Origin of the sequence: Citrobacter sp. 172116965, assembly GCF_013458095.1 — a bacterium.
Taxonomy (GTDB): Bacteria; Pseudomonadota; Gammaproteobacteria; order Enterobacterales; family Enterobacteriaceae; genus Citrobacter; species Citrobacter braakii.
This window is the reverse complement of the sequence record NZ_CP046673.1, coordinates 1,771,410-1,797,384: the sequence shown is the minus strand read 5'-3', so window position 1 is coordinate 1,797,384 and position 25,975 is coordinate 1,771,410. Positions and strand designations below refer to the sequence as shown.

Sequence of the window (25,975 nt, the reverse complement as noted above, 5' to 3'; positions counted from 1 at the left end):
GTCTTAAAAAAACACCTCGGCTTTTCGTCAGTAACGGTTGGCATTTTGTAAATCTACCGTTAACCTGATAGCGGACTTCCCTTCTGTAATCACTATGGAACCTCGTCATGTTTGAGAACATTACTGCCGCTCCTGCCGACCCCATTTTGGGTCTGGCTGATTTGTTTCGTGCCGATGACCGCCCAGGAAAAATAAACCTTGGGATCGGTGTATATAAAGATGAGACAGGCAAAACGCCGGTATTGACCAGCGTTAAAAAAGCCGAGCAATATATTCTGGAAAATGAAACCACCAAAAATTACCTTGGCATCGACGGTATTCCAGAGTTTGGTCGCTGCACTCAGGAATTACTGTTTGGTAAAGAAAGTTCGCTTATCAACGACAAACGTGCGCGTACAGCACAGACCCCTGGCGGCACTGGCGCACTGCGTGTGGCCGCTGATTTCCTGGCAAAAAACACCTCAGCTAAACGCGTATGGGTGAGCAATCCAAGCTGGCCAAACCATAAGAGCGTCTTTAACTCTGCCGGTCTGGAAGTTCGTGAATACAACTATTACGATGCCGCGAATCACTCATTAGACTTTGATGCGCTGCTGGCAAGCCTCAGCGAAGCGCAGGCTGGCGACGTGGTGTTATTCCACGGCTGCTGCCATAACCCAACCGGTATCGATCCTACGCTGGAGCAGTGGCAAACGCTGGCTCAGCTTTCTGTCGAAAAAGGTTGGTTGCCGCTGTTTGACTTCGCATACCAGGGCTTTGCCCGCGGTCTGGAAGAAGATGCAGAAGGTCTGCGCGCATTCGCTGCGCTGCACAAAGAGCTGATCGTCGCCAGCTCCTACTCCAAGAACTTTGGTCTGTACAATGAGCGCGTAGGCGCCTGTACTCTGGTTGCAGCCGATGCTGAAACCGTCGACCGCGCATTTAGCCAGATGAAATCCGTCATTCGTGCCAACTATTCCAACCCACCAGCACACGGTGCGTCGGTTGTGGCAACCATCCTGAGCAACGATGCCCTGCGCGCTATCTGGGAGCAGGAACTGACTGATATGCGTCAACGCATCCAACGCATGCGTTTGCTGTTTGTGAATACGCTGCAGGAGAAAGGTGCGAACCGAGACTTCAGCTTTATCATCAAACAGAACGGCATGTTCTCATTCAGCGGCCTGACCAAAGAGCAGGTTCTGCGTCTGCGTGAAGAGTTTGGTGTCTATGCCGTCGCTTCCGGACGTGTGAACGTAGCAGGAATGACGCCAGATAACATGGCGCCGCTGTGCGAAGCGATTGTCGCAGTACTGTAATCTATCGCGTACTAAAAAGGCCGCAATAGCGGCCTTTTTCATTTATCTGCGGTGTTACCAGACTGGCATTTCATCCTGCAGGAACGGATTATGTAGCCGTTCGTTGCCCAACGTCGAAAGTGGGCCGTGACCCGGAATAAACGTCACGTCATCGCCCAACGGCAACAGTTTACGTTTAATCGAATCAATCAATTGACTATGATCTCCGCGAGGAAAATCGCTGCGCCCTACGCCGCCTTTGAAAATCACGTCACCAGAAATCAGTAGCTTTGATTGTTCATCAAAGAAGACCACATGTCCCGGCGTGTGACCCGGGCAATGCAGTACCTGCAACGTCACGTTACCCACGCTTACCCGGTCGCCTTCATTCAACCAGCGATCGGGCGTCAGCGGCTCACAATCGCCCAGGCCAAACATGCGACTCTGAGCAGGAAGTCCTTGTAACCAGAACTCATCTTCTTTTTCCGGACCAATAACCGGTACACCATAATGCTGTGCCAGTTCAGCCGCCGCACCTACGTGATCAAGATGACCATGGGTGAGCAGGATCTGCATTAGCGTCAGGCCACTGGCATCGACTTCCTGTTTGATTTTCTCAGCATCGCCGCCGGGATCGACCAGCGCAGCCAGACGGGTTTGCTCACACCAGATTAACGAGCAGTTCTGGGCGAATGCAGTGACCGGAATAATACGATAGTTCATACGGCTCCTGTTTCATTAAGCTTATGGATCACCAATGACGCGCCGGTCCGGTGTCAATATGCACAAAGTTACTGCGTGGGTAGTATCCTACACCACCTGCGCGCATAGATAACGCAGCTTTGCGAATATTACTTAATGCGATGCCTTCAATATGGAAATCCATGGCCTGCCCTTTCGTGTGGTAGCTTTTCTTTGCCACACCGCGGCTGTGCGCACGTAATTCATTATTGGTATCAATAGAGCGGTAACCAGAAATAAGCTGTACGGGTTTACGCGTGCCCAGCAGGCCCTGCAGACGGAAGAGTTGATCGAACAATCCCGGATCGATGGATTTCACTTTATTCGCACGAAAATCACGGAAAAAGTGATTAAGTTTAGCTAATTCGTCCTGAATATAGCCCCTGCCATCAAAAAACTCTGCTTTTATTGACTCACCGGTATGCAGGTTATTCAGAGTCAAAATGCGCGGACGTGGGGTGGAGAGTGTAGCAAACGCAGGCGTAGGCAGGATGGCAGCGCCGAGGGCAATGCCACCAAGCGCCAGCAGTTTGCGGCGATTAGCGTCAAATTTGTCCATGGTTTTAAGGTCTACAAGGTCAATGTTATCGTATGTATGCTCTAGCGCACGCGGGAAACCTTATCTGGCTAAGTAGTCCACGTCAAGGCTCCCAACCCCAGGAAATACGGGGCTTGCAGCCATTTCGCCCCGTTTCCAGCATAACTTACGACAATTATTTTCCTCGAACTGCTTCATTTATCTGATTAATTGTTCAGCTTTTGACACAATTTGTGCACTGGATCGCGCTGTCTGATCGTAATTGTAAATATCTGTACGATACTGCGTGCGACCATCCGGGCCAACAAATGCGGTCAGATAGTAGAGGTTAACGGGGATATTCTGGCGAATATTCACGTACCTTGTATCCCCTTGCTTCAGGGCATCCGAGATGCGCGTATCATTCCACCCCGCATCCTGTAGCAGCATATTCGCCAGCTCAGATGCCTTGTTCACGCGCACGCAGCCGGAGCTTAACGCCCGCGAATCCTTCTGGAACAGAGTGTGGTTCGGCGTATCGTGCAGATAAATAGCATCCGAACTCGGCATATTGAATTTATAGCGTCCGAGCGAGTTACGCGCTCCCGGAGCCTGCTGGAAGCGGAACGGCAGATTGGAGGCGGTGATGGTGGCCCAGTCAACCTGCCACGGATCTATCGTCTCTTTGCTGTTCCAGCCGCGCATTACGGTATAGCCGTGACGCTCAAGATACCCCGGGTCATTCCAAACCTTAGGCAGAATATCCTTCCGGGCCAGCGTCGGCGGCACGTTCCACGGCGGGTTAACGACCACGTTATTCAGCGCACTGCTCATCATCGGCGTTTTACGATCGGGACGTCCGACGATAACGCGCGAGGCCAGCACCTGATTGCCGTTCTGATAATACACCAGCGAGTAGGCAGGAATATTCACCATAATACCGGTAGACAGCGTACCCGGCAGCAGGCGCAAGCGCTGAATATTTAACGCCAGCACGCCCGCACGTTGAGCGGGCGTCACGTTCAGCCAGTCACGCGTGGCAGGGCCAATCGCGCCATCGGCCCCAAGCCCCTGCCACGTCTGAAACCGCTTAACTGCGTCAACAAGTTCACGATCGTAAGCGCTACGGCCTTCTTTGGCAGCCGTACTGACAACAGACTCCAGCATCCCGGTACGGCGCAAAATTTCACGCAGCGCAGGGATGTCGTTACTCCACTCCCCCGGACGCAGCGTCGCGGTACTGGTCAGTTGCGGCCAGGGCCGCGTATCGCCCACCAGCTTGAGCAGCGATTCATGCATTGCTGCGTACTGCGGATGTTGCGGTGCCAGGCTGGCGACAAACGAAGTCAGTTGACCGTTATCCAGCGCGACTTGCCATTGGTTGATCACGGAAATCGGCGGCGTCGTCAGCGCATAGGGCTTATCGCTATAGAGCCAGCGATTGCCTTTGACGGGGATGTTGGCAATAAAGTGCAGATACCCCATCATCGCATCTGAGAGCACGATATCTCGCGCCTGACCGGTTACTGCCGGGTCAGTCAGTAGAGCAACCCAGGTGGTGAACTGCGGCTGAAAGCCGGCAATCGCCACTTCAGCTAACTGTTGCTGAAAGGCTTTTACCGCATCACGATTTTCCCACATCGGTTTCATTTCGCGTGCGGCATACAGCAGTTCCAGTTGGCTCATATAAACCGGTGTGAAGCCCGCTGGAAGTTGAGATTGTAATTCGGCGCGGGCTTTATCAACTGACACGCCCTCGGGCAGTGGTTGAATACCTGCCATGATAGCCGTCGCGGAAGATTGAGCCTGCGGCTGCGATAACGCTGTTGGCTGTTCACTGACGGTCGCTGAGCTATCGCCAGGGATCATTTCAGGCTCATCGGCCTGCGCATTGAACAGTGGAGCGAATGTTACGGCCAGGCACAAACTAATTGCCGACAGCCGACGACCACACATTTTATTAAGCAACATCCCTTGCCCCCTGTTTTTTTATCATACTTTGAGTAGCCAGGCCGTATGTCTTCCCCTTATTTTGGCGGGGCCGAACCTGTAAAACGCCAATACAAGCTGAAGTATGACGAGCAAGCCTGTGACGCGTTAGGCTTACCTTTAGTATATAAACATGAAAAAATTTTTGCCTAACCTAATGTAAAGAAGTTTAAAGAAATTACACCAGTTATTGAGAGTTTCCGGAAAAAAAAGAAGGCGGCCATTTAGCCGCCTTTTATTTAGCTTGCCTGCGAGGAGGCATCTTCGGTGCCAGGCAGCGGCTCAGGTAACTGAGGCGCAAACCCGCGCAGACCTACCACGTGAACGTGTTCGGTGTTCTGGAATACTTTACGCACCAGTTTGTAGGTGGTCCCTTTCTCCGGGCTAATGTTTTCTGGGGCTGCGATAATCAGTTGCATTTGCAGACGCTCGCACAGTTCAAACAGAGTCGCGATAGAGCGTGCATCAAGTCGCGCAGCTTCATCCAGGAACAGCAGACGGCAAGGAGAAATATCTTTCCCACGCAGTCTACGCCCTTCGTCTTCCCAGCTTTGCACAACCATCACCAGAATAGACATCCCGGTCCCGATCGCTTCACCCGTTGACAGCGCGCCAGATTCAGCACGCAGCCAGCCGTCAGAGCCACGGTTAACTTCAACTTCCATTTCCAGATAGTTACGGTAATCCAGCAGCTCTTCACCAATGGTTTGCGGCGTACGTTGCCCCATATCAATCTGCGGATTCAGACGCTGATACAACTTCGCCAGCGCTTCAGAGAAGGTCAGACGATTGCTGTTAAACAGATCCTGGTGCTGCTCATGCTGTTCGGAAAGTACGTCCAGCAAGGTAGCATGCGTCTCGCGTACGTTGACGTTCAGACGAACGCTGTTTACCTGGCCAAACGACACGCTTTGCAGCCCCTGGTTCAGCATGCGAATACGGTTCTGTTCGCGCTGAATGGTCTTACGAATGATATTCGCCACGCTGCGAGAGCTGATCGCCAGTTTCTGTTCGCGGGACGTTAATTCTTCCGTCAGACGGCTCAGCTCAATCTCCATCTGTTCGATCGCTTCAACCGGATCGTCGGTACGGATGATATCCTGACGAATACGTTCACGCAGATGCTGATAAACCGCGACAAAGAACTGAATTTTACGCTCTGGGCGTTTTGGATCTTCAGACATGCGCAGTACATCGCGCAGGTGTTCGTTATCCGCAACCGCCAGGCGCAGCGCACCGAGCGCCTTATCCGACATCGAGCGCAGTTCATCACCGGAAAGATACGCCAGCTCCCGACGGTGCAGGCGGCGTTCAACGCCGTTATCTTTCACCATCCGCATCACCGCACACCATCCGGCTTTCGCGGTAACCACCTGCTCGCGCATCTCAAAATAATCACGTTCCAGCTTGCGCAGCCTGCGGGTCAGGTTTTCCATCTCCGCTTCGCAGAAGGTCAGCGCTTTTTCCAGTTGGTTACGGCGCGCACGGTTATTGCTGAGCTGCGCATGCAGTTCATCACGACGAATACGCGCGCGCTCTTCGGCACCGCTGTCCGCACGAACGCCAATATCCTGCAGTTCACGTTGTAAATCGTTAAGCAGCTCTTTTTTGGTGTCATAGGAGCTTTTCAGCGACGCCATGACCTGGTTGTACTGGCTTAACTGTGCAGCGTGACTGCGTAGCGCTTCACGGGCGCGGGTACGTTCAGCTTCCGCCTGTTCCAGGCGCTCACGCAGTTTTTCGTTCAGATCGCTGTTGCCGCTAAGCATTTCAGCAGAGTCGGAATAGCTAAAGTGCGCCCGGCGCTGCACCACTTCGGTCAGAGCAAAAGCTTGCTGACGTGCATCGCGCTGCATCTGTTGGGAATACGCGTAGTCTTCCTTCAGTTGTTCAAACTGCTCAGGGTCATTTTGCAGGACCGAAACAATCGGTTCCAGTTTGGCTAACTGGTTGCCATGTTGCTGTACAAAACGCGCCGCTTCCTGGGCTTCATCCAGGCGCTCACGAATTTCGTCCACGCGATCGGCCAGCGTGTCATCCGCCAGCAGATTCAAACGCGGGAGAAGGCGGTTAAGAGCAGAGACCCCCTCTTTCGCCTGCTCAAACTGCATACGGCTTTGCTGATTATCATTTTCATGATTGCTCAGCGCACGTTCCAGTTCAACGCGACGGCCATTCAGTTGGCGAATTTCCGCTTCCGGATCGGCTTCAAACGCCACCGACAAATGACTGCCAATGAAACGACTGAACGCCTGATGCAGACGCTGGGTTTTCTGGACGTCAAAGGAGAGCGTTGCGAAACGTTCAGACAGCCCTTCACGCTCAGCATGCAGGGTTTCGATACGGCTTTCGCGCGCTGCACGGCCAAAAATCGGCACCGTCGGGAAGCGGGAATAACGCCACTGACGCTCGGCGGTTTTCACCACTACCGCTTTTTCCAGCTCATCAACGCTGAAAACGCTGTCATCAAACGACTGCGGATCCCCTTCGATGAAATAGAGATCTTCCGGACAATCCGTCAGCCCTTCAAGCTGCTCGGTAATCAGCGACAGATCCGGCACCACGATGGCATGACGCGAAGGACCGTACAGCGCAGAGAAGTACGGCGCATCTTCAAGGCTAACGTCGTCATAGATTTCTGACAGCAGAACGCCGCCGAAGCGCTCCGCCAGCGCGTTCAGACGCTGATCTTCCGCCCCGCCCGGCTGACTTAAACGTTCAATTTCTTCATCAACTGCATTTTTGCGCGCACCGACTTCATCACGCTCAACAATGGCTTCACGCTCGCGCTCCAGCAGTTGTTGCAGATACTCGGTCACGTCCTGGCTTGAGGTAAACTCTTCGCCACACTGCTCGCTAAGCTGATTCAGGCTATTCTGCGCGGCCAGCCAGACAGGCGCACGTTTCATCAGATGCTGGATACGAGACTGCAGCTGTTCCTGCTCCTGACGCAACGTCATACGCTGTTCGCTGGCAGAAGAGACGCTGTCCGACAAGGCGGCGATGCGTGCTTCCAGTTCCTGGTGCAGCGCTTCCAGCTCATCGATATCGAACTGTTTACCCTGACGCTTGCAGAATTCAGCCAGCAGACGCTCGGCATCTTGCTGTTCGCGCAGACGCTGCTCCAGTTCGCTGAGTCGCATACGCAACGGCTGAACCTGTTCCGCCAGGTGGCGCTGTTCAACGCCTTCCCGCAGCAGTTCACGCGCCACGCTCCAGGCTTCACCACGCGCCAGCGGGCCATTGATAGCCGCCACCAGCTGATAAGCCTGTTCGAACTGGCTGTGCGCGGTTTGCGCCACGCTCATTTTTTGTTCCAGCGTCAGCAGTTTTTCAGTGGCTTCCTGCTCTTTAGCCTGGAAGGTTTCCAGCCATTCAGCAGCGCTGTCGGCGGTCAGATCCGGTAAGTGGCAGAGCTCTTTCGCCCGATTCAGCGCCTGGATCGCCTGGGTATATTGGATGGCTCGCGTTTGCTGGACGTCCAGCGCTTGCTGATAATCGGCAAGCTGGCTTTTCAGCTCATCCACTTCCAGTTCCGCGGCTTCTGCGCGGGCTTCGTTTTCATCCTGGCGGTCAACGGCTTCCGCGACCACCTCATTTTGTTCTTCGAGACGGACCTGCAGTTCTTCGAGATCCGCTTCGTAGCGTTCAATTTTTTCCTGCTGACGCAGAGCGGTTTGCACCAGATTCAGGTGATCGCTCGCGGCCTGGTAATCAGCTTCCAGATCGCCTTCCGCGCCGTTATGCTCGCCCAGTTCGCGCGCCATATCCACGTGCTTATACTGCTCCGCGGCCAGCTGCTTACGTGAAGTATGCAGCTCACGACGATATTCCAGCGCTTTATCAAGATGGATACGACGTTCGTTGGCGTGACGCATATAATCCGCGGCCACATAGTTGGTCGCTTCGCTGATCAAATGCTTAAACAGATCGCGGTCAGACTGAGTTACGCGAATCGCTTCCAGCGTCATGCGGTTTTCACGCAGCGCAGCTTCCATATCCTGGAAGGCTTTACGTACGCCGCTGTTTTCCGGCAGCAGGTAGTCACGCAGTGAACGGGTAATGGCACTGGAGATCCCGCCGTACAGCGAGGCTTCAATCAGACGATAGAATTTACTACGGTCAGACGCGGAACGCAGACGACGGGCGATGATGCCCAGATCGAACATCAGTGAGTGATAATCGGTGATTGAGTTGAACTGTTTAAACTGCACACCTTCCATCTCATCAAGCTTCTCTTTCAGCTCAGAGAGGGACAGCACGCGCGCCTGGCGTTCATTCAGCGTTTCCGTCACCAGTTGGGTTGGCTGCACCGACATCGGCAGCCCCTGAATGGCAAACGGTTTGATATCCACTTTACGATCGCGACCGGCAACCTGTTGCAGACGCACCCCCACGACCACGCGCTGATGGCGCGAGTTGAGGACGTCGAGCATTGAGTAACAGACGCCCGCTTTCAACTTACCGTGCAGGCCCTTATCACGTGAACCACTGGTTGCACCGGCTTCGGTGGTGTTACGGAAATGCAGCAGGGTTAAGTCCGGGATGAGCGCTGTAACAAATGCCGCCATGGTGGTGGACTTACCCGCACCGTTACCGCCGGACAGCGTGGTAACCAGTTCATCAAGGTCGAATGTACGGGCAAAAAAACCATTCCAGTTAATCAGCGTAAGTGAGCGAAATTTACCGCGTTCAATCATTATTCTTCTTCTCCACTGTCCGGCTGATTCTCTTCGGGCTCATCGTTGAGCTGCAGGCGGTTCTCGACCGGCATCGCTTCGCCATCACGAATTAAGCGACGCTGCGCTTCGCGCGGATCGTCACCGCTGCGCACGTCCGCGCCAAAGCGGAAGACTGATTCCGTAATACGGAATTTGCTGCTGTCGTGACCCATAAACCACACCATGCCTAAACGGCGCAGACGGTTTAGCGAAGAACGAACTTTTTCCTGTAGCTTCTGGCGATCAACATCCGAACCGGTTGAACGGTTGTTCACCAGTTTCAGCAGCTTCGCTTCATCAGCCAGCGTTAGCAGCTCGTCGTACAACTCTTGCTGGGTAAAAATCCCTTCGTTCGCCAGGCGTTCCGGGCTGAGATAGAGATAGCAAAGAATTTTACCGACCATCATGTCCAGTTCAGACAGGACCGAACGGGGAATGAGCGTCGTTGAACGCGGGCGAAGGTAGAAGAACCCTTCCGGCGCACGGATCAATTCCACGTTATAGCGGCTGTAAAACTCTTCAAAATATTCCTGAAAATCCATCAGAAAGGCATGATTATCCAGTTCATCCAGACCGATATGGCGGCCCGAACGTAAGGCGCTGTCCAGCGCCGGAAATAACGGATTCGCCAGCGCCTGCGCCAGCTTTACCGGCATCACTTGTTCAATATTTGTCAATGACATGCGCCTGTACCTTGGCTCCGTAATCATTAATCGGCTGCCATTTGGCTGGCAGTCCGGTGAAATCTGCTTGCGCTACGCCAAGGCGTACCGCCTGATCGATAACTATGCGCGCGACGTCGAAATGACGCGCACGTGGGTATTGCGCCAGATACTCGCGCACGACCAAACCGAGATCCAGTGGTGTTTGTCTGGATTTGTAGATAGCCAGCTGTTCTTCGATGATCGCCGCCAACTGTTCACGGATCTCGTTAAATTCTTCATATTCCAGATCTTCCGGAAGCTCGCCGGTGACCTCTTCGTCACGCAACACCATCTCTTCGTCACGCATATCCAGCAGACGATCGGCGTTGGCATAGGTTAGCGCCCACGGATCGTCAAAGTATGTCTGCACGGACTGGCGCAGACGCTGGGCAAAGACGCGGTTTTTATCCATATCGATCGCGGTACGGATAAACTTATGCACGTGACGATCGTAGCCGATCCATAAATCAATGGACTGCTGACCCCAACTGATAATGCGGTCGAGCTTACTTTGTAAGTCAAACACCAGCCGATCGACGAAATGCAAATCGTCATGCGTCATCGTGGCGTCCTGGATGTGTAACAGGTGAGCCTGTAGCTTATCCCCCGCCGCTTCCAGCGTATCCTGCAGTTCACGCAGCGTACCAGACGTTTCAGAGAGCAGCAGTTCACAGCTGGAGATCGCCGCCCGCCAGTCTTTATTAAGCAACTGTGCGATGTCGTCTTTTACCTGCTGTTGCTGCTCATCCATGATGCGCTGAGTCAGATCGATACTGTCGAAAATCTCCGCCACCGAGTATTTCAATGGCGCGTAGACGTTACGATGCCAGTGGAACTCATCGCCACCTTCCGCTGCCGCATCCGCCGCGCGCTTTAGTTCACCTGCAACAATCGACAGCTGCATTGAAAGACGCAGCGTAGAGAATTCGCGCTGACGAATGTAGTAATCCGTGATGCCAATTCCCAATGGCGTTAAACGATATATAGCGTTGCCTTCCGCCTGCTCGCTGGTAAAGCGGTTCAGCAGACGTTGACGCACCATATCGTTGATCGCGTTGTTGGCGCGTACGCCGATGGTTTCGCTGGTTTGCTCAAACGCATCACTCACATGGCGGAACGCATCCACCAGCTCACCTTCACTCATCTCTCCGTCAAGTCGCTCACCGTTCAGGGTCGCGACCGCCAGCAGGAACGAAAGTCTGTCTACCGGCAGAGAGATGGAGAAGTCATTTTTTCTGGCCCAGGCAACCAGTTCGGGGACTGTCTGGGAAAATTCACTCATAAATTATCCTTGCATCTGCGGCTCGGGCCGAACTTTTAATCGCGGTGACATGAATATAGCGCCCAAGGCTGATATACGGTTCCTGGCGGCAATAGCGCGTTTCTAACTCAAGTAACATTTCAAAGTCGTCATGTTGTTTATGTTTATCTCGCAGATAATCATGAAACACGCGGACGCCCGTTTTACCGGTTATCTGCCAACCGATCTCGTCCAGCCACTGGTAGACCTGCCCCGGATCGCGCGGGTAGTCCGGTGAAAGCGTGCGCTTTTTACGTTTCGGCATCCCCACCTGCACATAGTCAAAGTTCCCTGCGACCATGTTATGCATCAACAGACCGTTAGCATTGTAGAACATTAACGACAGCGCGCCGCCTGAACGCAATACTGACCACAGAGTCTGCAACACGCTGACCGGATCTGTCACCCACTCCAGCACAGCATGAAACAATATCAGATCAACCGGGCTTTCCAAATGCGAAGCAACATCCTGAGCGGCGCATTGTATAAAATGCATGTTCCCGCTCACACCTTTTGCCTCTGCCGCCTGTTGCGCTCGGGCGATCATCTCGCCAGACAGATCGCATAATGTGACGAAATGTCCTCGTTCCGCCATTTTGATGGCCGTTTGCCCTTCACCACCACCGGCATCCAGAATGTGCAGTTTTTGCTCATCGAACGTTTCCAGTAATCGATCCAGATCCTGCCAAAGGATAGCCTGTCTTAATTGACCTTTGGTGGTGCCGTAAATGTTACGGGAAAACTTCTCTGCAATGTCATCAAAATTGCGGTCCCGCATCGGGCTCTCCACATACTGGCTTTAGGGTGACTAAGTAAAACCGCTATTTTGTCACACCCACGCCGAGAATGAACCTTCCTGGTGTAATATCCCTTCAGATCCCCTGCTGTATGGTTAAAAAAGGAACCAAAAAGGATGCTTTTTACGCTGAAGAAAGTGATTGGCGGTATGATGCTGCCGCTGCCACTGATGCTAATTATGATGGGTATTGGCCTGGCGCTGGTCTGGTTCAGTCGCTTTCAAAAAACAGGGAAAGTGTGTATTAGTCTGAGTTGGCTGGCACTGTTACTCCTTAGTTTACAGCCCGTCGCCGACAGCCTGTTGAAACCGATTGAGGACAGTTATCCAACGTGGCAAGGTTCGCAAAAAGTGGAATATATTGTGGTGCTGGGCGGAGGGTATACCTGGAATCCGCAGTGGGCGCCGAGTTCAAATCTGATCAGCAACAGCCTTCCACGTCTGAATGAAGGTATTCGCCTATGGCGCGCAAACCCGGGATCGAAGCTCATCTTTACCGGCGCTGCCGCAAAGACGAATAACGTCAGTACCGCAGAAGCTGGCGCCCGAGTAGCGCAGTCGCTGGGGGTGCCAGCCAATGAAATCATCACCCTGGATCACCCCAAAGATACCGAAGAAGAAGCCGCAGCGGTAAAGAAGGCCATCGGCAATGCGCCGTTCCTGCTGGTAACCTCTGCCTCCCACTTACCGCGGGCGATGATCTTCTTCCAGCAGGCCGGCTTGCATCCGCTGCCAGCGCCAGCCAATCAGTTAGCAATTGATTCACCGCTTAATCCGTGGGAGCGCGCTATACCTTCACCCGTCTGGTTGATGCACAGCGATCGCGTTGGTTACGAAACCCTGGGACGCATCTGGCAGTGGCTGAAGGGATCGGAACATTGACAGGAATGTTGCCTGATAAGGTGTTCACATGTTTATCATGCGAGCCACGGCAGCAATGATTTCGTTGCCAGGTCAAAGTTGGAACGATTAAAGCGTCCGGTGTTGACCAGTTGCGCCACTTCATCCCATAACACGTACAACCAGCGCCGCCAGATGAATGACTCCGCCACTGGCGCGCGCTGTAGGTATTGCCAAAGCAGGCTTTCCGCCAGCGCATTATCCATCAAGCGGAACAGTTCATATTCCCTTGGCGCCCACAGCATCAACCCCGGTCCCACCATAGCCAGAAGCTGATCGCTACGGGCGTCTTTGAGCATGCTACGTAAACTGAAATTACCGTGGATCAGCACGCAGTTATCATTGAATCCTTCAAATAAGGCAGGCAAACACTCACGCGTGCGAAACAGGATCCGCTTGTCCTGCATCGTTAGCCCGGTATTGTTGAACTGATTTAACGTGGTCCACAGCACCTCAACCCGCTGACGATACCAGGATGGCCAGATATTCTCTTGCGTGTTATCCACCATTCCCACGCAGCCAGCACTATCCTGCCGATGCCATGACAGCAGACCTTCTACGATCTGATCTTTTAAATGTTCCCAACGTTCGGGCGTTCGGGCAGGCGCTTCCACCGGCACTCCACGTAAACGCTCAAGCAGTAGCACATCAGGACCGGGATGTTCCTCATGGGTTAAGACCCCATAAATGACGGGCATACGCACCGTACCACTGCGCGCCAGCATGGAGGTTTTCCATGCCAACTGCTGCGCCATACCCGGCGTGGTGAAACTTCTCGCCATCAGTGGCATCGGATTTCCCTGGCTGTCGTACAGTGACCACAGGGCCGTATCCACTTTTTCATTCACGCATTCTATACGACTGAGTTTTTCACCCAACAGATGACTGAGTTCGGCACGCAACTGTTCCATTTCGGATTGCCCTCATAAATGCTACTGCTTTCATAATGAGCGTCGTGCAGACAGATGTCACCCGGATGAGATCAATTGATGAAAAGAAAAGTGGCGGGAAAGCGTAACGATATGACACTCCTCCCAAAAATTCGCGTCATCAGGGGGAGTGTCGTGAGAAAAACTAACGCATTTCGGCGCGAACGCGCTCAAGATCTTCGGCAGTGTCTACGCCGGTACCGGGTACTTCTTTGGCGACGGCAACATGAATTTTTTCGCCGTACCACAGCACACGTAGCTGCTCCAGCATTTCAATATGCTCAAGCGGGCTGGGCTGCCAGTTAACATAACGGCGGATAAAACCGGCGCGATAGCCGTAAATACCCAGATGTCGCAGGAAGGTGTCACCCACCGTTTCCAGGCTTTTAGCGAAACGGTCGCGATCCCACGGAATGGTCGCGCGTGAAAAATAGAGCGCATAACCTTCGGCGTCCAGAACGACTTTCACCGCATTCGGATTAAATGCCTCTTCCGCACTGTGAATCGGGGCAGCAAGGGTCGCCATACCGACCTGGCGCTGTGCCAGATTCTCAGCGACCTGGCGAATAATGACCGCCGGGATCATCGGCTCATCACCCTGTACGTTCACAATAACGGTATCATCGCTAAAGCCACATTTCTCGACGACTTCCGCCAGACGCTCCGTACCGGACTGGTGATCGGCTCGGGTCATGCATACTTCACCCCCTACCGCTTCTACCGCGCGAGCGACATCTTCGTGATCAGTCGCAACAATAATACGTTCAGCGCCAGATTCACGCGCACGCTCCAGCACATGCACGATCATCGGCTTGCCATTGATATCCAGCAGCGGCTTGCCCGGCAAACGTGTGGACGCATAACGCGCAGGAATAATGACCACAAAACTCATGATTTACTCTCATCAGCAGTCAGAACGCGAGCTTCGGTTTCCAGTAACACGGGAATGCCATCACGCAGTGGGAAAGCAAGGTTATCCAGTTTACAAATCAGTTCCTGTTTTTCCTGGTTAAACCAGAGTTTGCCATTGCATACCGGGCAGGCAATGATTTCAAGCAGACGATGATCCATAGTTCCTCCAGATGGACCGGATTGTGAATCCGTAAATATTAACATAATCGCTTACCGTGCTGGGTCTATTTCCCAACCATGGCGCGCATCAGCAAATAAACCTTCAGGATAGCGTCCCAGCGTCACACGTGTTGCCTGCTGCCAGCGGGCAAAATCATCAATCGCCTGAAACAATCCTTTTTGCAGAGTAACCCCAGGTTTGACGCCATCCTGTAACCAGAGCGAAATCACTTCCAGTACGCCCGTTTTGCGGTGCATTTTGGCATCCATCCGCCCAACTAACTGCCCGCGATGCAGCAGCGGCAGGACAAAATAACCATACTGACGTTTCGGTGCTGGCGTGTAGCATTCGAGGCGATAGCTAAAATCGAATAGCTGCTCTGCCCGTTTACGATCCCAGACCACCGGATCAAAGGGTGATAATACTGCGCTATGCGTCGCCGTTAATTTACCCGTCAATGCCTGCTCCAGCAGCGGCTGAAGGTGGCTATGCAGCCACAGGGTTCCTAACCCTTCGACATCGACAGGAATAATCTGTTGCTGCTGTGCACGTACGTTGCACCAGTTTTTTAGCGCCGGACGCTTCAGGCGATAGTAGTCTGCCAGCCATTGTTCGCGAAAAATCCCCAGACTGCGGGCACTGTTATCCAGCATGAGGCTTTCTGCTTCTTCCTGTGAAAGCCGGTCGCGTTCATCATCCCAGTGCGGCATGACGCGATGGGTTAAATCATACACTCGCTGGAAATTACGCCGTTCCACCACCATCACTTTCCCGGCGGTGAACAGGCCTTCAAGATGACGCTTATGCGGTTTCCATGCCCACCAACCGCTGGCCCCCTTGTGCAGATGCTCAAAATCGGCAGAGCGGACTGGTCCGTTATGCTGGATGTGCTGGAGCAGTTGCTCAATCTCATGCGCATGTTCTTTCATCCACTCCGCTTTATATTTCCAGCCCATTTTCTCCGGGGCCAGCATGCGGTGACGTATCAGCATAAAGTCGCTACGCGGCAAAAAGCAGGCCTCGTGCGCCCAGTATTCCATCAGTTCGCCCCGCTGCAATGCGTCATCCAGCCACTGGGGCGAATAATCACCCAACCGACTAAACAGCACCAGGTAAGGGCTGCGCGACACAATATTGATGGTATCGATTTGCAATAACGACATGCGCGAAATGGTAGCAAGAATATCTGCTGGGGTTGCCCGACGGCGTGTTTTTTTCAGCAGCCCTTGAGCGGCAAGGTGAAGATGACGGGCATCCGTCAAAGAAAGACGCGGCAACGACATTTATGGCCTCATAAATGATTCGCTGCCGCAGCGTGAATCAGTTAGCGAGTCAGCGAGATTAAGCTATCCAGCAACATATCAGGCCGATCGCCTGACAAATGAGCGTCAACAGGTAAATACCACCAGTTTTCATCGGCAAATGCACGGCACTTAACCGCATCTTTTTCCGTCATCACCAGCGTTTGCCCGGCGTCTGCAAACGCACTGACGTCACTGTAGGTCAGAGACTGATGGTCTGCCAGCGCAATACTTTTTTGCACGCTGGCACCGCATGCTTCCAGCGTGGCAAAAAAACGCGGTGGATGGCCAATGCCCGCCATGGCGACAATATTGGACAGCTGCGACACATCGCGGCGTTCACCCGTACGTAAATTAACGGCCAGCCCCGGTTCAAGTCGCATAGGGATTTCCCCTGGCTGCGCAACGCCACCGTTAACGATAGTCGCATCCACCGATTTAAGCCGGCCTGCGCGTTCCCGCATGGGACCCGCGGGAAGCCACCAGCCATTGCCAAACCGACGTTCTCCGTCAATAACCACGATTTCAACATCTCGCGCCAGACGGTAGTGCTGTAGCCCATCGTCCGTCACAATCATCTGCACATCGTGTTGGGCCAAAATGGCTTTGACCGCATCCGATCTTACCGGGGATACCGCTACGGGCACGCCGGTGCGTTGGGCGATCAGCACAGGTTCATCACCCGCTTCTGCCGTAGTGGTGTCTGCGGTCAGTAACAGCGGGTAAGCAGCCGCTTTCCCGCCATAACCACGCGACACCACGCCCACGCGAATCCCACGTTGACGCAGTTGTTCAACCAGCCAAATCACCACTGGTGTTTTGCCATTGCCGCCCGCGGTCAGGTTTCCGACCACCACAACCGGGACTGGTGCACGCCACGCGCGTTTAATCCCAAGCTTGTAACATAAGCGGATCCCCCCACTCACCAGGCCATACAGCCAGGAGAGCGGGAGTAACAGTCGCCACAGCGGCGACTCACCAGACCAGATTCGAGCGATCATTGACCGAATTGCATTTTATGTAATTGTGCATACACCCCACGCTGCTCAATCAGCTCGCTATGGGTTCCACGCTCAACAATAATACCGTCTTCCACCACGATGATTTCATCCGCCTGTTCAATGGTAGAAAGGCGGTGAGCAATCACCAGGGAGGTACGGTTTTTCTGAAGCTCATCCAGAGCAGCCTGAATCGCGCGTTCAGACTCGGTATCGAGTGCCGACGTTGCTTCATCAAGGATCAGAATCGGACTGTCACGCAACAAGGCGCGGGCAATAGCGATACGCTGGCGCTGACCACCAGATAGCAGGACGCCGTTTTCGCCAATCACCGTATCCAGGCCATTGTCCATCTTATTGATGAAATCCATGGCGTAAGCCATTTTCGCCGCTTTTTCGATCTGCTCACGGCTGTACAAATCGGTACGCGCGTAGGCGATGTTGTTGGCAACCGTATCGTTAAACAGGTGCACATTCTGCGAAACCAACGCGACCTGATCGCGCAAGGATGCCAGGGTATATTCACGTAGATCGTGTCCGTCCATTAGAATCTGCCCTTCATCAATATCATAAAAGCGCGTGATCAAGCTGGCGATGGTGGATTTCCCTGAACCCGAACGGCCAACCAGGGCAACGGTTTTCCCCGCTGGAATATTCATGTTGATGTTGCGCAGCGCAGGTACTTCACGTCCCGGATAGGTGAATGTCACGTTGCGGAACTCGAGATTGCCGGTAGCGCGTTCGATTTCGCGCGTACCTTCATCTTTTTCCTGCTCGCTATCCAGAATCGTAAATAAGGTCTGGCAGGCCGCCATACCGCGCTGGAACTGTGCGTTGACGTTGGTCAGCGATTTCAACGGACGCATCAGCGCGATCATTGAGGAGAAGACAACCGTAATTGTCCCTGCAGTCAGGTTTTCCATTACGCTTGGGAAGCTGGCTGCATACAACACGAAGGCCAGAGCCAGAGACGCAATCAGCTGGATGATAGGATCGGAGATAGAAGAGGCGGAAACCATCTTCATGCCCTGCAAACGCATCTTATTGCTGACTTTATCAAAGCGCTTAGTTTCGACTTCCTGACCACCAAAAATCAGAACTTCTTTGTGGCCTTTCAGCATCTGCTCTGCACTGGTCGTAACCTGCCCCATGGTGTTTTGCATATTTTTACTGATGCTACGAAAACGCTTGGAAACTATACGAATCGCCACTGAAACAATTGGCGCCAGTACAATCAGGATCAATGACAGCTGCCAGCTGTAATAGAACATCATGATAAACAGGCCAATAATTGAAGCCCCTTCACGTACCACGGTGATCAGCGCGCCGGAGGACGATGATGCGACCTGCTCTGAATCATAGGTAATACGTGACAACAGCGTACCTGTAGACTGTTTATCAAAAAAGGACACCGGCATGCCCATCATATGGCCAAACAGGCGGCGACGCATGGTCATGACCACTTTGCCTGATACCCATGAGATGCAGTAGCTGGAGACATAGCTGGTGAATCCGCGAAGAACCATTAGTCCAATGACCACCAGCGGCATCCACAGCAGCACCGAGCGATCCGTTTTACCAAAACCATCATCCAGTAATGGCTTAAGGAGCGATAGCATGAAGGTATCGCTGGCCGCGTTCAGGATTAACGCTATACCCGCCACGATCAGACCCGATTTAAAAGGCGCTATGGTTGGCCATAGTCGGCGAAACGTCTGCCACGTAGAGAGATCTTTATCGTTATGCATTCAAAAAACCAGCATTTGTTAGAATAGCCGCATATTCTACCCGTTATCCTCCGACACGCCAAACCACTGATGATACCAACGAGGTAAAATCTGATCCCGCAAGCTGTTTATTCGCCAGTTTTTTTGATAAAAATCCAGCGTAATCTGCCCCTGGTGGGGTGTATCCAGCCATTGATAATTTTGTTGCCGATAACGTTGCTTCACTTTCCTGGACGGGAGACGCCAGGCATTGTAACGGGATGCGGAGGCTAACGCGGCCTGCCCGCCGACCCGCTGAATCAGCGCCTGCGATGATGAGCTATTGCTACCATGATGTGGAACCTGTATCACCGTAGACTGCAGATGCTGCCAGTAGTGACTGAGCATTTTTTGTTCAGCGGGAGACTCAATATCTCCGGTCAGCAGAATACTCTGATGCCCGTCATCGACCTTAACCACGCAGGAGTGGTTATTCCCCAGATCTTTATTTCCACGCACGGGCCAATGCGCACTAAAGGTTAACCCTTGCCATTGCCAGCGCTCCCCGCGTAAACACGGGAGATGCCCTTCCCAACCTAATGGGCTTCTTATCCATAGCGACGGCCAGGCTTGCTGCAGCGAACGCAACCCGCCCCGGTGATCCATATGCTCATGGCTTAAAATAACGCCTTCTGGCTCCAGGTTGTGCCAGCGTAGCCAGGGAATAATCAGCTGTTGCGCGCTATCGCCTTCAGGCCATGCCAGACCGGTATCGTAAAGAATCGCTTTCCCATTGCGCGAAATAACCATCGCCAGTCCCTGCCCGACGTCCAGCATATGCACTTGCCAGACATCAGTACGTAGCGTTCGCCAGAACGGGGCGCTCAGTAAAAGGAGCACAGTGACGCAAACTACCGGTATAGTTCGCCACGCGTTCAGCCGATATGCGATGAGCAGGAGTCCGGGTACAAATGCAAGCCATTGCCAACGTGCATCAATATTGATCCACCCTTCAGGCAGGCTCCTGAGCCCCCAAAATAATAGCGCGAGGGAGCGATCCGCTAAATACCATAGGTTCGACTCAACCATCGCCAGCCCGGTTAAATGCACGATCATGCCTGCTAATATCAATGGTACGGAAATAAACGTAACCAGCGGTACAGCAAACAAATTCGCCAGAAATGAGGTCAGGCTAAAACCGTGAAACATCGCGATTTGCACAGGCAGAAGCAGGAGCATAATTCCCAATTGCAAATGAGCAAGCGCCAGAAATTGGCGTCCAACGCGCGACAGCGGCCAATCCGGCATCGGAACCCATTGATACCAGAACAGCAGCGCCGCAACGGCAAAAGCAGACAACCACAGACTTTGTGAAAGAACGGCGACAGGATCCACCACCAGAATGGCTGCCAGACAGCAGATCCACACCGACCATCCACTCCACTGCCTGCCGCTGAGTTTTAGCCCTCCCCAGACCAGTAGCGCAACAACCGTACGTAATGCCGGGGGCTGTAGCCCCGTTAACCAGGCATAGAATGTTGCGCAGACGATCCCGCCAACTAACGGAACCTGCCAGCAAATCCATCTGGTTGGCATAAAAAATTGCCCCGCGCGAATTAATCCTGCTGCCAGAAGTGCGGCAAATGCAATATGCAGCCCGGAGATAGCCATCAAATGGGTCGTACCGGTATCACGCATAATGGTTTTCACCGCTTGTGATACGGACAAGCGCTCCCCCATTCCCAGGCCCAGTATAACCTGCTGCCAGGGATAGTCGGCGAGCGCGCTTTTCAACGAGGAGAGATACCGCGAACGCAAACTGCATTGTTGTGTGATAACCGAAGCCTGCAAAAATCTTCCCGTCAGCAGCTGGTGCTGCGCCAATGCGTAACGCTGGCTATCAAACCCGCCCTCGTTCAATTGACCGTGTATAGCACGAACCTTCAACGTCATCGCCCATGTCTGGCCCGCACAAACGTTGCCGGGTAAGTACTGCCCATACAGAGTAATTCCGATGGCAGGAAATACCCGCTTCCCCTGCAGATGCGTGATCTGGCCGTAGTGCGTTGTCATATTATCGGTTCCGGTTATCCGCACGATGGCCTGCTGACTTTTTGCAGGCAGCGTATTACCGGCCCACAGCGCATCTTTCGCAGCCTGAACTCCCCAAAGAAAAAATAGCAGGGTTAATCCGGCGAAACGTACAGGGCTGTGAGAAATAAGGCAGAGCAGAATTGCCAGACCAAATATAACGCCGATGCACAGCATGTCAGGTAACGCAGGTAATAGCATAAGCGGGAGAATGCCGAATAATGCACTCGTACTAACCGTTGTTATTTTCATCAGTCACCTCCCTGTAGCAGGAAGTGTGCAGTAATGTTCGACGGTTGTCTGGTGCCAATTTAGCGTTATACGGTATGCATTCCGCTAACATTTAGCGGCGCTTGTAACGTGCAAATTAACTGGGACCGGGATTCCAGGATGGGCTGGCAGAAATGAAAAAAGCACCCATGCGGGTGCTTTTCTCGGCGTTAAGTCTCGCTAAAAACTTAACCGTAAATATTGGCGCGATCGCGCAGTTCTTTACCTGGTTTAAAGTGCGGAACGTATTTTCCTTCCAGGTCCACTTTATCGCCGGTCTTCGGATTACGTCCGGTGCGCGGTGCGCGGTAATGCAAAGAGAAACTGCCGAAACCGCGGATTTCAATACGCTCGCCCTGCGCAAGAGTCGAGGCCATATGTTCCAGCATCTCTTTAACTGCATCTTCAACCGCTTTCGCGGGAATATGAGGTTGCTGGGTTGCAAGTCTTTCAATCAATTCTGACTTGGTCATGATTCCTCCGGTTCCTTAAAGGCATAATTAGCTGCTGCATTGATTAAGGGCGGCCTTAGCCGCCCTTTGTCATTGATTACAGGACGAATCCTGTAATCTGTCAAGCTACTCGTCACCCTTTGTGCTGTTAACAGCACAAAGGATTTAGGAGCACTCGATATTACTCGCCTTTAGCTGCTTTGAAAGCTTCAGCCATTGCGTTGTTAGAGAAGTTAGCATCTTCCTGTTTGTTAACAGTTGCGATTGCATCTTTCTCATCAGCTTCGTCTTTAGCACGAACAGACAGGCTGATTGCGCGGTTCTTACGATCAACGCCGGTGAATTTAGCTTCAACGTCGTCGCCTACGCTCAGAACCAGAGTTGCATCTTCAACGCGGTCGCGGGAAGCTTCAGAAGCGCGCAGGTAACCTTCAACGCCGTCAGCCAGTTCTACGGTTGCGCCTTTAGCATCAACTGCAGTGACTTTACCGTTTACGATTGCGCCTTTCTTGTTCAGTGCAACCCAGTTGTTGAACGGATCTTCTGCGAGTTGTTTAACGCCCAGAGAGATACGCTCACGCTCTGCGTCAACCTGCAGAACAACAGCTGCGATTTCGTCGCCTTTTTTGTATTCACGAACTGCTTCTTCGCCTGCAACGTTCCAGGAGATGTCAGACAGGTGAACCAGGCCGTCGATGCCGCCGTCCAGGCCGATGAAGATACCGAAGTCAGTGATAGACTTGATTTTACCTTCAACACGGTCGCCCTTGTTGTGGGTTTCCGCGAACTGCTGCCATGGGTTGTTTTTGCACTGCTTCAGACCCAGGGAGATACGACGACGTTCTTCGTCGATATCCAGAACCATAACTTCCACTACATCGCCAACGTTAACAACTTTGGACGGGTGGATGTTTTTGTTGGTCCAATCCATTTCGGAAACGTGAACCAGGCCTTCAACGCCTTCTTCGATTTCAACGAAGCAGCCGTAGTCGGTCAGGTTGGTCACGCGACCAGTCAGTTTGGTACCTTCCGGATAACGCTTAGCGATAGCTACCCATGGATCTTCGCCCAGCTGTTTCAGGCCCAGAGATACACGAGTACGCTCGCGGTCGAACTTCAGCACTTTAACAGTGATTTCGTCGCCAACGTTTACGATTTCGCTCGGATGCTTAACGCGTTTCCATGCCATGTCGGTGATGTGCAGCAGGCCGTCAACGCCACCCAGATCAACGAATGCACCGTAGTCAGTGAGGTTCTTAACGATACCTTTAACTTCCATGCCTTCCTGCAGGTTTTCCAGCAGCTGATCGCGTTCTGCGCTGTTTTCGGATTCGATAACGGCACGACGGGAAACAACAACGTTGTTACGCTTCTGATCCAGCTTGATTACTTTGAATTCAAGCTCTTTGCCTTCCAGGTGCAGCGTGTCGCGGACCGGACGAACGTCTACCAGGGAACCCGGCAGGAACGCGCGAATACCATTCAGCTCAACAGTGAAGCCACCCTTGACTTTGCCATTGATAACACCAGTAACGGTTGCAGCTTCTTCGTAAGCTTTTTCCAGCGTGATCCAAGCTTCGTGACGTTTAGCTTTTTCACGGGACAGCAGGGTTTCACCGAAGCCGTCTTCTACTGCATCCAGAGCAACGTCAACTTCGTCACCAACCTGGATTTCCAACTCACCCTGGGCGTTTTTGAACTGCTCTGCCGGAATGGCGGACTCAGATTTCAGACCAGCGTCAACCAGTACTACGTCTTTGTCGATAGCAACAACAACACCACGAACGATGGAACCCGGACGGGTTTCGATTTCTTTTAAGGATTCTTCAAACAGTTGAGCAAAAGATTCAGTCATGTTTAATCTTCAGGTTTCATATTTAACGTCCACCTGGCTCCATGCCGGATGGGGTTGTTTAACATACCCGCTGTCAATCCATTGCAACGGGGGTACTGCAAATTCGGTCGCACTTAAGCGAGTGCCAGTTTTTGGCGCGCGTATTGTAACGCTTTTTCAATCACTTGCTCAATGCTTAATCGGGTTGAATCCAAAACTAAAGCATCAGCAGCGGGAACCAGCGGCGCTACAGCACGATTACGATCGCGGAAATCGCGTTCTTCGATCTCGGCCAAAAGGCGTTCAAAGTTAACACTAAAGCCCTTTTCCTGCAACTGTAGCATACGTCTATGCGCACGTTCTTGCGAGGAGGCGTCCAGGAAAATTTTCACTGGTGCATCCGGGAACACCACGGTCCCCATGTCTCGTCCGTCGGCAATCAGGCCGGGCGCTTCACGAAACGCGCGTTGACGACGTAACAGCGCTTCGCGTACGCGAGGAAACGCAGCGACCTGAGATGCGGCATTCGCTACTTCCTGGGTGCGGATTTCGCCGCTGACATCTTCACCTTCCAGAATGACTTCCAGGTTGCCGTCCGTTGAGATAAAACGCACATCCAGGTGTGAGGCAAGCGGTACCAGAGCATCTTCAGATGTGACATCAACATGGTGATGCAACGCTGCGAGCGCCAGTACGCGGTAGATCGCGCCTGAATCTAACAGATGCCATTGCAATGCTTCCGCCATTGCCTTGCACAAGGTGCCTTTTCCTGCACCACTTGGGCCATCAATGGTAATAACCGGGGCAATTGCCGTCATCTTTTTCTCCTTAAACGGGCATACGTTAACGTGAACGCCGCGCATTATACGCGCCAACGCTAATAATCGTTAACACAGAGTGTAAAAACCCGATTAGTCTGTAACGATGTGAGGAAGAATTGCGCAATTATAGCGGGCAGGCGAGAAACCAGCCCGGAAGATGACACTGATTTACTTTTTATCTGCAGCGATGCGCTCACGAATATGCGGAGCGCGATCGTCAGATGTGAGGATCAGGCAGGTATACTAATACGCGCCAGCTGTTCGAAATAATCCGGGAAGGTTTTGGCGGTACATTTAGGGTCCAGAATGGTCACCGGCGTGTCAGACAACGCCACCAGCGAGAAACACATCGCCATGCGGTGATCGTTGTAGGTCGCGATCTCCGCAAACTGTAACGTCGCCGGTGGTGTAACGCGAATATAGTCTTCGCCCTCTTCAACGATCGCACCCACTTTACGCAACTCGGTCGCCATCGCGAACAGGCGGTCGGTCTCTTTGACGCGCCAGTTATAGATGTTACGTAAGGTCGTGGTGCCTTTAGCAAACAGCGCTGCCGTGGCGATGGTCATCGCGGCATCGGGAATATGGTTCATATCCATGTCTACCGCGTTCAGCTCACCGTGAGTACAGGCAATAAAGTCATCGCCCCAGGTAATGGTCGCGCCCATTTTTTCCAGCACATCAGCGAAGCGGATATCACCCTGCATACTGTTTCGGCCAATCCCGGTGACTTTTACCGTACCGCCTTTAATGGCTCCTGCTGCGAGAAAATAGGAAGCGGAAGAAGCGTCACCTTCAACCAGATATGCACCCGGTGACTGATACTGCTGCTGACCCTGCACAATAAAGCGCTGGTAGTTCTGATTCTCAATTTCAACACCAAACGTTTTCATCAGGTTCAGTGTGATATCAATGTAAGGTTTGGATACCAGCTCGCCTTTAATGGCGATCGTCGTATCCTGCGGCGCCAGTGGCGCAGTCATCAGCAACGCAGTCAGGAACTGGCTGGATACGCTGCCGTCTACCTCAACCTGTCCTCCGGTAAAGCCACCGCGCAGACGTAAAGGCGGATAGTTTTCCTGCTCCAGGTATTCAATGTTGGCTCCGCCCTGGCGTAACGCATCAACCAGATGGCCAATCGGGCGCTCTTTCATGCGCGGTTCGCCTGTCAACACGATGTCATTACTGCCCAGACACAGCGCAGCGGCCAGTGGGCGCATTGCGGTTCCGGCATTGCCAAGGAACAGTTCTACTGCGCCTTCGGCATGCAGCGCGCCGCCATTGCCGATAATCTCGCAACGCGTACGGTCGGCAGAAAGGGTATAGCTAATTCCTAACGCATTCAGAGCATTAAGCATATGGCGGACATCATCGCTGTCCAGAAGGTTGGTCAGGACAGTGGTGCCATTTGCTAATGCAGCCAGCAGCAAAGCGCGGTTAGAAACACTTTTGGATCCAGGCAGATTGATGGTGCCATCCACCCGCGCAATGGGTTGTAACGTCAGGGATTCCATGAAACTCGACTCTCAAAAACAGACATAAAAACCCCACAGACT

The 25,975-nt window shown here is 52.9% G+C and carries 20 protein-coding genes; 2 read left to right on the top strand and 18 right to left on the bottom strand.

Annotated elements, in window-relative coordinates; all coding sequences use genetic code 11:
• Positions 1-107 precede the first annotated feature (107 nt).
• A complete protein-coding gene (gene aspC / locus GPJ68_RS08470; protein ID WP_016152462.1) occupies positions 108-1,298 on the top strand; it encodes an aspartate transaminase in 1,191 nt (396 codons plus the stop codon).
• Positions 1,299-1,352: 54 nt separating this feature from the next.
• Here aspC and GPJ68_RS08465 read toward each other — a convergent pair whose 3' ends face one another.
• The 7 genes from GPJ68_RS08465 to cmoM all read right to left on the bottom strand — a co-directional run bounded on the left by GPJ68_RS08465 (position 1,353) and on the right by cmoM (position 12,027).
• Complete coding sequence (locus GPJ68_RS08465) at positions 1,353-2,000, bottom strand: MBL fold metallo-hydrolase (protein ID WP_003035823.1); 648 nt, start codon at positions 1,998-2,000, stop codon at positions 1,353-1,355.
• A 28-nt stretch (positions 2,001-2,028) separates the two neighbouring features.
• Positions 2,029-2,577 (bottom strand): YcbK family protein, encoded by a 549-nt coding sequence (locus tag GPJ68_RS08460; RefSeq protein WP_016152461.1) that lies wholly within the window; start codon positions 2,575-2,577, stop codon positions 2,029-2,031.
• A gap of 177 nt (positions 2,578-2,754) precedes the next feature.
• Positions 2,755-4,506, bottom strand: coding sequence for a L,D-transpeptidase (gene ldtD / locus GPJ68_RS08455; RefSeq protein WP_016156125.1), 1,752 nt, complete (start codon positions 4,504-4,506; stop codon positions 2,755-2,757).
• Positions 4,507-4,763: 257 nt separating this feature from the next.
• Positions 4,764-9,224 carry a chromosome partition protein MukB gene (gene mukB / locus GPJ68_RS08450; protein ID WP_016152458.1) on the bottom strand — a complete coding sequence of 1,487 codons (4,461 nt, stop codon included), beginning with the start codon at positions 9,222-9,224 and terminating at the stop codon, positions 4,764-4,766.
• Positions 9,224-9,928: a chromosome partition protein MukE gene (gene mukE / locus GPJ68_RS08445; RefSeq protein WP_016152457.1), complete on the bottom strand. Its 705-nt coding sequence runs from the start codon at positions 9,926-9,928 to the stop codon at positions 9,224-9,226. The genes mukB and mukE overlap by 1 nt, the downstream gene beginning before the upstream one ends.
• Positions 9,909-11,231, bottom strand: coding sequence for a chromosome partition protein MukF (gene mukF, locus GPJ68_RS08440; RefSeq protein ID WP_016156123.1), 1,323 nt, complete (start codon positions 11,229-11,231; stop codon positions 9,909-9,911). The genes mukE and mukF overlap by 20 nt, the downstream gene beginning before the upstream one ends.
• Positions 11,224-12,027 (bottom strand): tRNA uridine 5-oxyacetic acid(34) methyltransferase CmoM, encoded by an 804-nt coding sequence (cmoM, locus tag GPJ68_RS08435; protein WP_049042122.1) that lies wholly within the window; start codon positions 12,025-12,027, stop codon positions 11,224-11,226. The genes mukF and cmoM overlap by 8 nt, the downstream gene beginning before the upstream one ends.
• A gap of 135 nt (positions 12,028-12,162) precedes the next feature.
• Here cmoM and elyC point away from each other — a divergent pair, with 135 nt between their 5' ends.
• Positions 12,163-12,927 carry an envelope biogenesis factor ElyC gene (gene elyC / locus GPJ68_RS08430; RefSeq protein WP_019076401.1) on the top strand — a complete coding sequence of 255 codons (765 nt, stop codon included), beginning with the start codon at positions 12,163-12,165 and terminating at the stop codon, positions 12,925-12,927.
• A gap of 35 nt (positions 12,928-12,962) precedes the next feature.
• On the opposite strand, the gene GPJ68_RS08425 is transcribed toward elyC, so the two are convergent.
• From GPJ68_RS08425 to aroA, 11 genes are all read right to left on the bottom strand, one after another.
• Positions 12,963-13,856 (bottom strand): YcbJ family phosphotransferase, encoded by an 894-nt coding sequence (locus tag GPJ68_RS08425; protein WP_049042123.1) that lies wholly within the window; start codon positions 13,854-13,856, stop codon positions 12,963-12,965.
• 163 nt (positions 13,857-14,019) lie between these two features.
• Positions 14,020-14,766, bottom strand: a complete 747-nt coding sequence (gene kdsB, locus GPJ68_RS08420; RefSeq protein WP_016152452.1) for a 3-deoxy-manno-octulosonate cytidylyltransferase — start codon at positions 14,764-14,766, stop codon at positions 14,020-14,022.
• A complete protein-coding gene (gene ycaR, locus GPJ68_RS08415) occupies positions 14,763-14,945 on the bottom strand; it encodes a protein YcaR (RefSeq protein ID WP_003035793.1) in 183 nt (60 codons plus the stop codon). Before ycaR ends, kdsB begins: the two co-directional genes overlap by 4 nt.
• Before the next feature lie 51 nt (positions 14,946-14,996).
• Positions 14,997-16,229, bottom strand: coding sequence for a winged helix-turn-helix domain-containing protein (locus GPJ68_RS08410; RefSeq protein ID WP_049283217.1), 1,233 nt, complete (start codon positions 16,227-16,229; stop codon positions 14,997-14,999).
• A 41-nt stretch (positions 16,230-16,270) separates the two neighbouring features.
• Positions 16,271-17,248, bottom strand: a complete 978-nt coding sequence (gene lpxK / locus GPJ68_RS08405) for a tetraacyldisaccharide 4'-kinase (protein WP_016152450.1) — start codon at positions 17,246-17,248, stop codon at positions 16,271-16,273.
• Positions 17,245-18,993, bottom strand: a complete 1,749-nt coding sequence (msbA, locus tag GPJ68_RS08400; RefSeq protein ID WP_101699877.1) for a lipid A ABC transporter ATP-binding protein/permease MsbA — start codon at positions 18,991-18,993, stop codon at positions 17,245-17,247. The genes lpxK and msbA overlap by 4 nt, the downstream gene beginning before the upstream one ends.
• A gap of 36 nt (positions 18,994-19,029) precedes the next feature.
• Entirely contained in the window at positions 19,030-21,294 is a 2,265-nt protein-coding gene (locus GPJ68_RS08395; RefSeq protein ID WP_104651582.1) for a ComEC family protein, read from the bottom strand.
• Between the two features lie 206 nt (positions 21,295-21,500).
• A complete protein-coding gene (ihfB, locus tag GPJ68_RS08390) occupies positions 21,501-21,785 on the bottom strand; it encodes an integration host factor subunit beta (protein ID WP_003035780.1) in 285 nt (94 codons plus the stop codon).
• A 160-nt stretch (positions 21,786-21,945) separates the two neighbouring features.
• Positions 21,946-23,619, bottom strand: coding sequence for a 30S ribosomal protein S1 (gene rpsA / locus GPJ68_RS08385; RefSeq protein ID WP_003035776.1), 1,674 nt, complete (start codon positions 23,617-23,619; stop codon positions 21,946-21,948).
• 113 nt (positions 23,620-23,732) lie between these two features.
• On the bottom strand, positions 23,733-24,416 hold the full coding sequence (cmk, locus tag GPJ68_RS08380) for a (d)CMP kinase (protein ID WP_016152447.1): 684 nt from the start codon (positions 24,414-24,416) through the stop codon (positions 23,733-23,735).
• A gap of 233 nt (positions 24,417-24,649) precedes the next feature.
• Positions 24,650-25,933, bottom strand: coding sequence for a 3-phosphoshikimate 1-carboxyvinyltransferase (gene aroA / locus GPJ68_RS08375; protein ID WP_049042999.1), 1,284 nt, complete (start codon positions 25,931-25,933; stop codon positions 24,650-24,652).
• Positions 25,934-25,975: the final 42 nt, after the last annotated feature.

Bases quoted from the DNA above. Each gene is read 5' to 3' on its own strand.
- aspC (WP_016152462.1), top strand. From the start codon at position 108: ATGTTTGAGAACATTACTGCCGCTCCTGCCGACCCCATTTTGGGTCTG.
- GPJ68_RS08465 (WP_003035823.1), bottom strand. From the start codon at position 2,000: ATGAACTATCGTATTATTCCGGTCACTGCATTCGCCCAGAACTGCTCG.
- GPJ68_RS08460 (WP_016152461.1), bottom strand. From the start codon at position 2,577: ATGGACAAATTTGACGCTAATCGCCGCAAACTGCTGGCGCTTGGTGGC.
- ldtD (WP_016156125.1), bottom strand. From the start codon at position 4,506: ATGTTGCTTAATAAAATGTGTGGTCGTCGGCTGTCGGCAATTAGTTTG.
- mukB (WP_016152458.1), bottom strand. From the start codon at position 9,224: ATGATTGAACGCGGTAAATTTCGCTCACTTACGCTGATTAACTGGAAT.
- mukE (WP_016152457.1), bottom strand. From the start codon at position 9,928: ATGTCATTGACAAATATTGAACAAGTGATGCCGGTAAAGCTGGCGCAG.
- mukF (WP_016156123.1), bottom strand. From the start codon at position 11,231: ATGAGTGAATTTTCCCAGACAGTCCCCGAACTGGTTGCCTGGGCCAGA.
- cmoM (WP_049042122.1), bottom strand. From the start codon at position 12,027: ATGCGGGACCGCAATTTTGATGACATTGCAGAGAAGTTTTCCCGTAAC.
- elyC (WP_019076401.1), top strand. From the start codon at position 12,163: ATGCTTTTTACGCTGAAGAAAGTGATTGGCGGTATGATGCTGCCGCTG.
- GPJ68_RS08425 (WP_049042123.1), bottom strand. From the start codon at position 13,856: ATGGAACAGTTGCGTGCCGAACTCAGTCATCTGTTGGGTGAAAAACTC.
- kdsB (WP_016152452.1), bottom strand. From the start codon at position 14,766: ATGAGTTTTGTGGTCATTATTCCTGCGCGTTATGCGTCCACACGTTTG.
- ycaR (WP_003035793.1), bottom strand. From the start codon at position 14,945: ATGGATCATCGTCTGCTTGAAATCATTGCCTGCCCGGTATGCAATGGC.
- GPJ68_RS08410 (WP_049283217.1), bottom strand. From the start codon at position 16,229: ATGTCGTTGCCGCGTCTTTCTTTGACGGATGCCCGTCATCTTCACCTT.
- lpxK (WP_016152450.1), bottom strand. From the start codon at position 17,248: ATGATCGCTCGAATCTGGTCTGGTGAGTCGCCGCTGTGGCGACTGTTA.
- msbA (WP_101699877.1), bottom strand. From the start codon at position 18,993: ATGCATAACGATAAAGATCTCTCTACGTGGCAGACGTTTCGCCGACTA.
- GPJ68_RS08395 (WP_104651582.1), bottom strand. From the start codon at position 21,294: ATGAAAATAACAACGGTTAGTACGAGTGCATTATTCGGCATTCTCCCG.
- ihfB (WP_003035780.1), bottom strand. From the start codon at position 21,785: ATGACCAAGTCAGAATTGATTGAAAGACTTGCAACCCAGCAACCTCAT.
- rpsA (WP_003035776.1), bottom strand. From the start codon at position 23,619: ATGACTGAATCTTTTGCTCAACTGTTTGAAGAATCCTTAAAAGAAATC.
- cmk (WP_016152447.1), bottom strand. From the start codon at position 24,416: ATGACGGCAATTGCCCCGGTTATTACCATTGATGGCCCAAGTGGTGCA.
- aroA (WP_049042999.1), bottom strand. From the start codon at position 25,933: ATGGAATCCCTGACGTTACAACCCATTGCGCGGGTGGATGGCACCATC.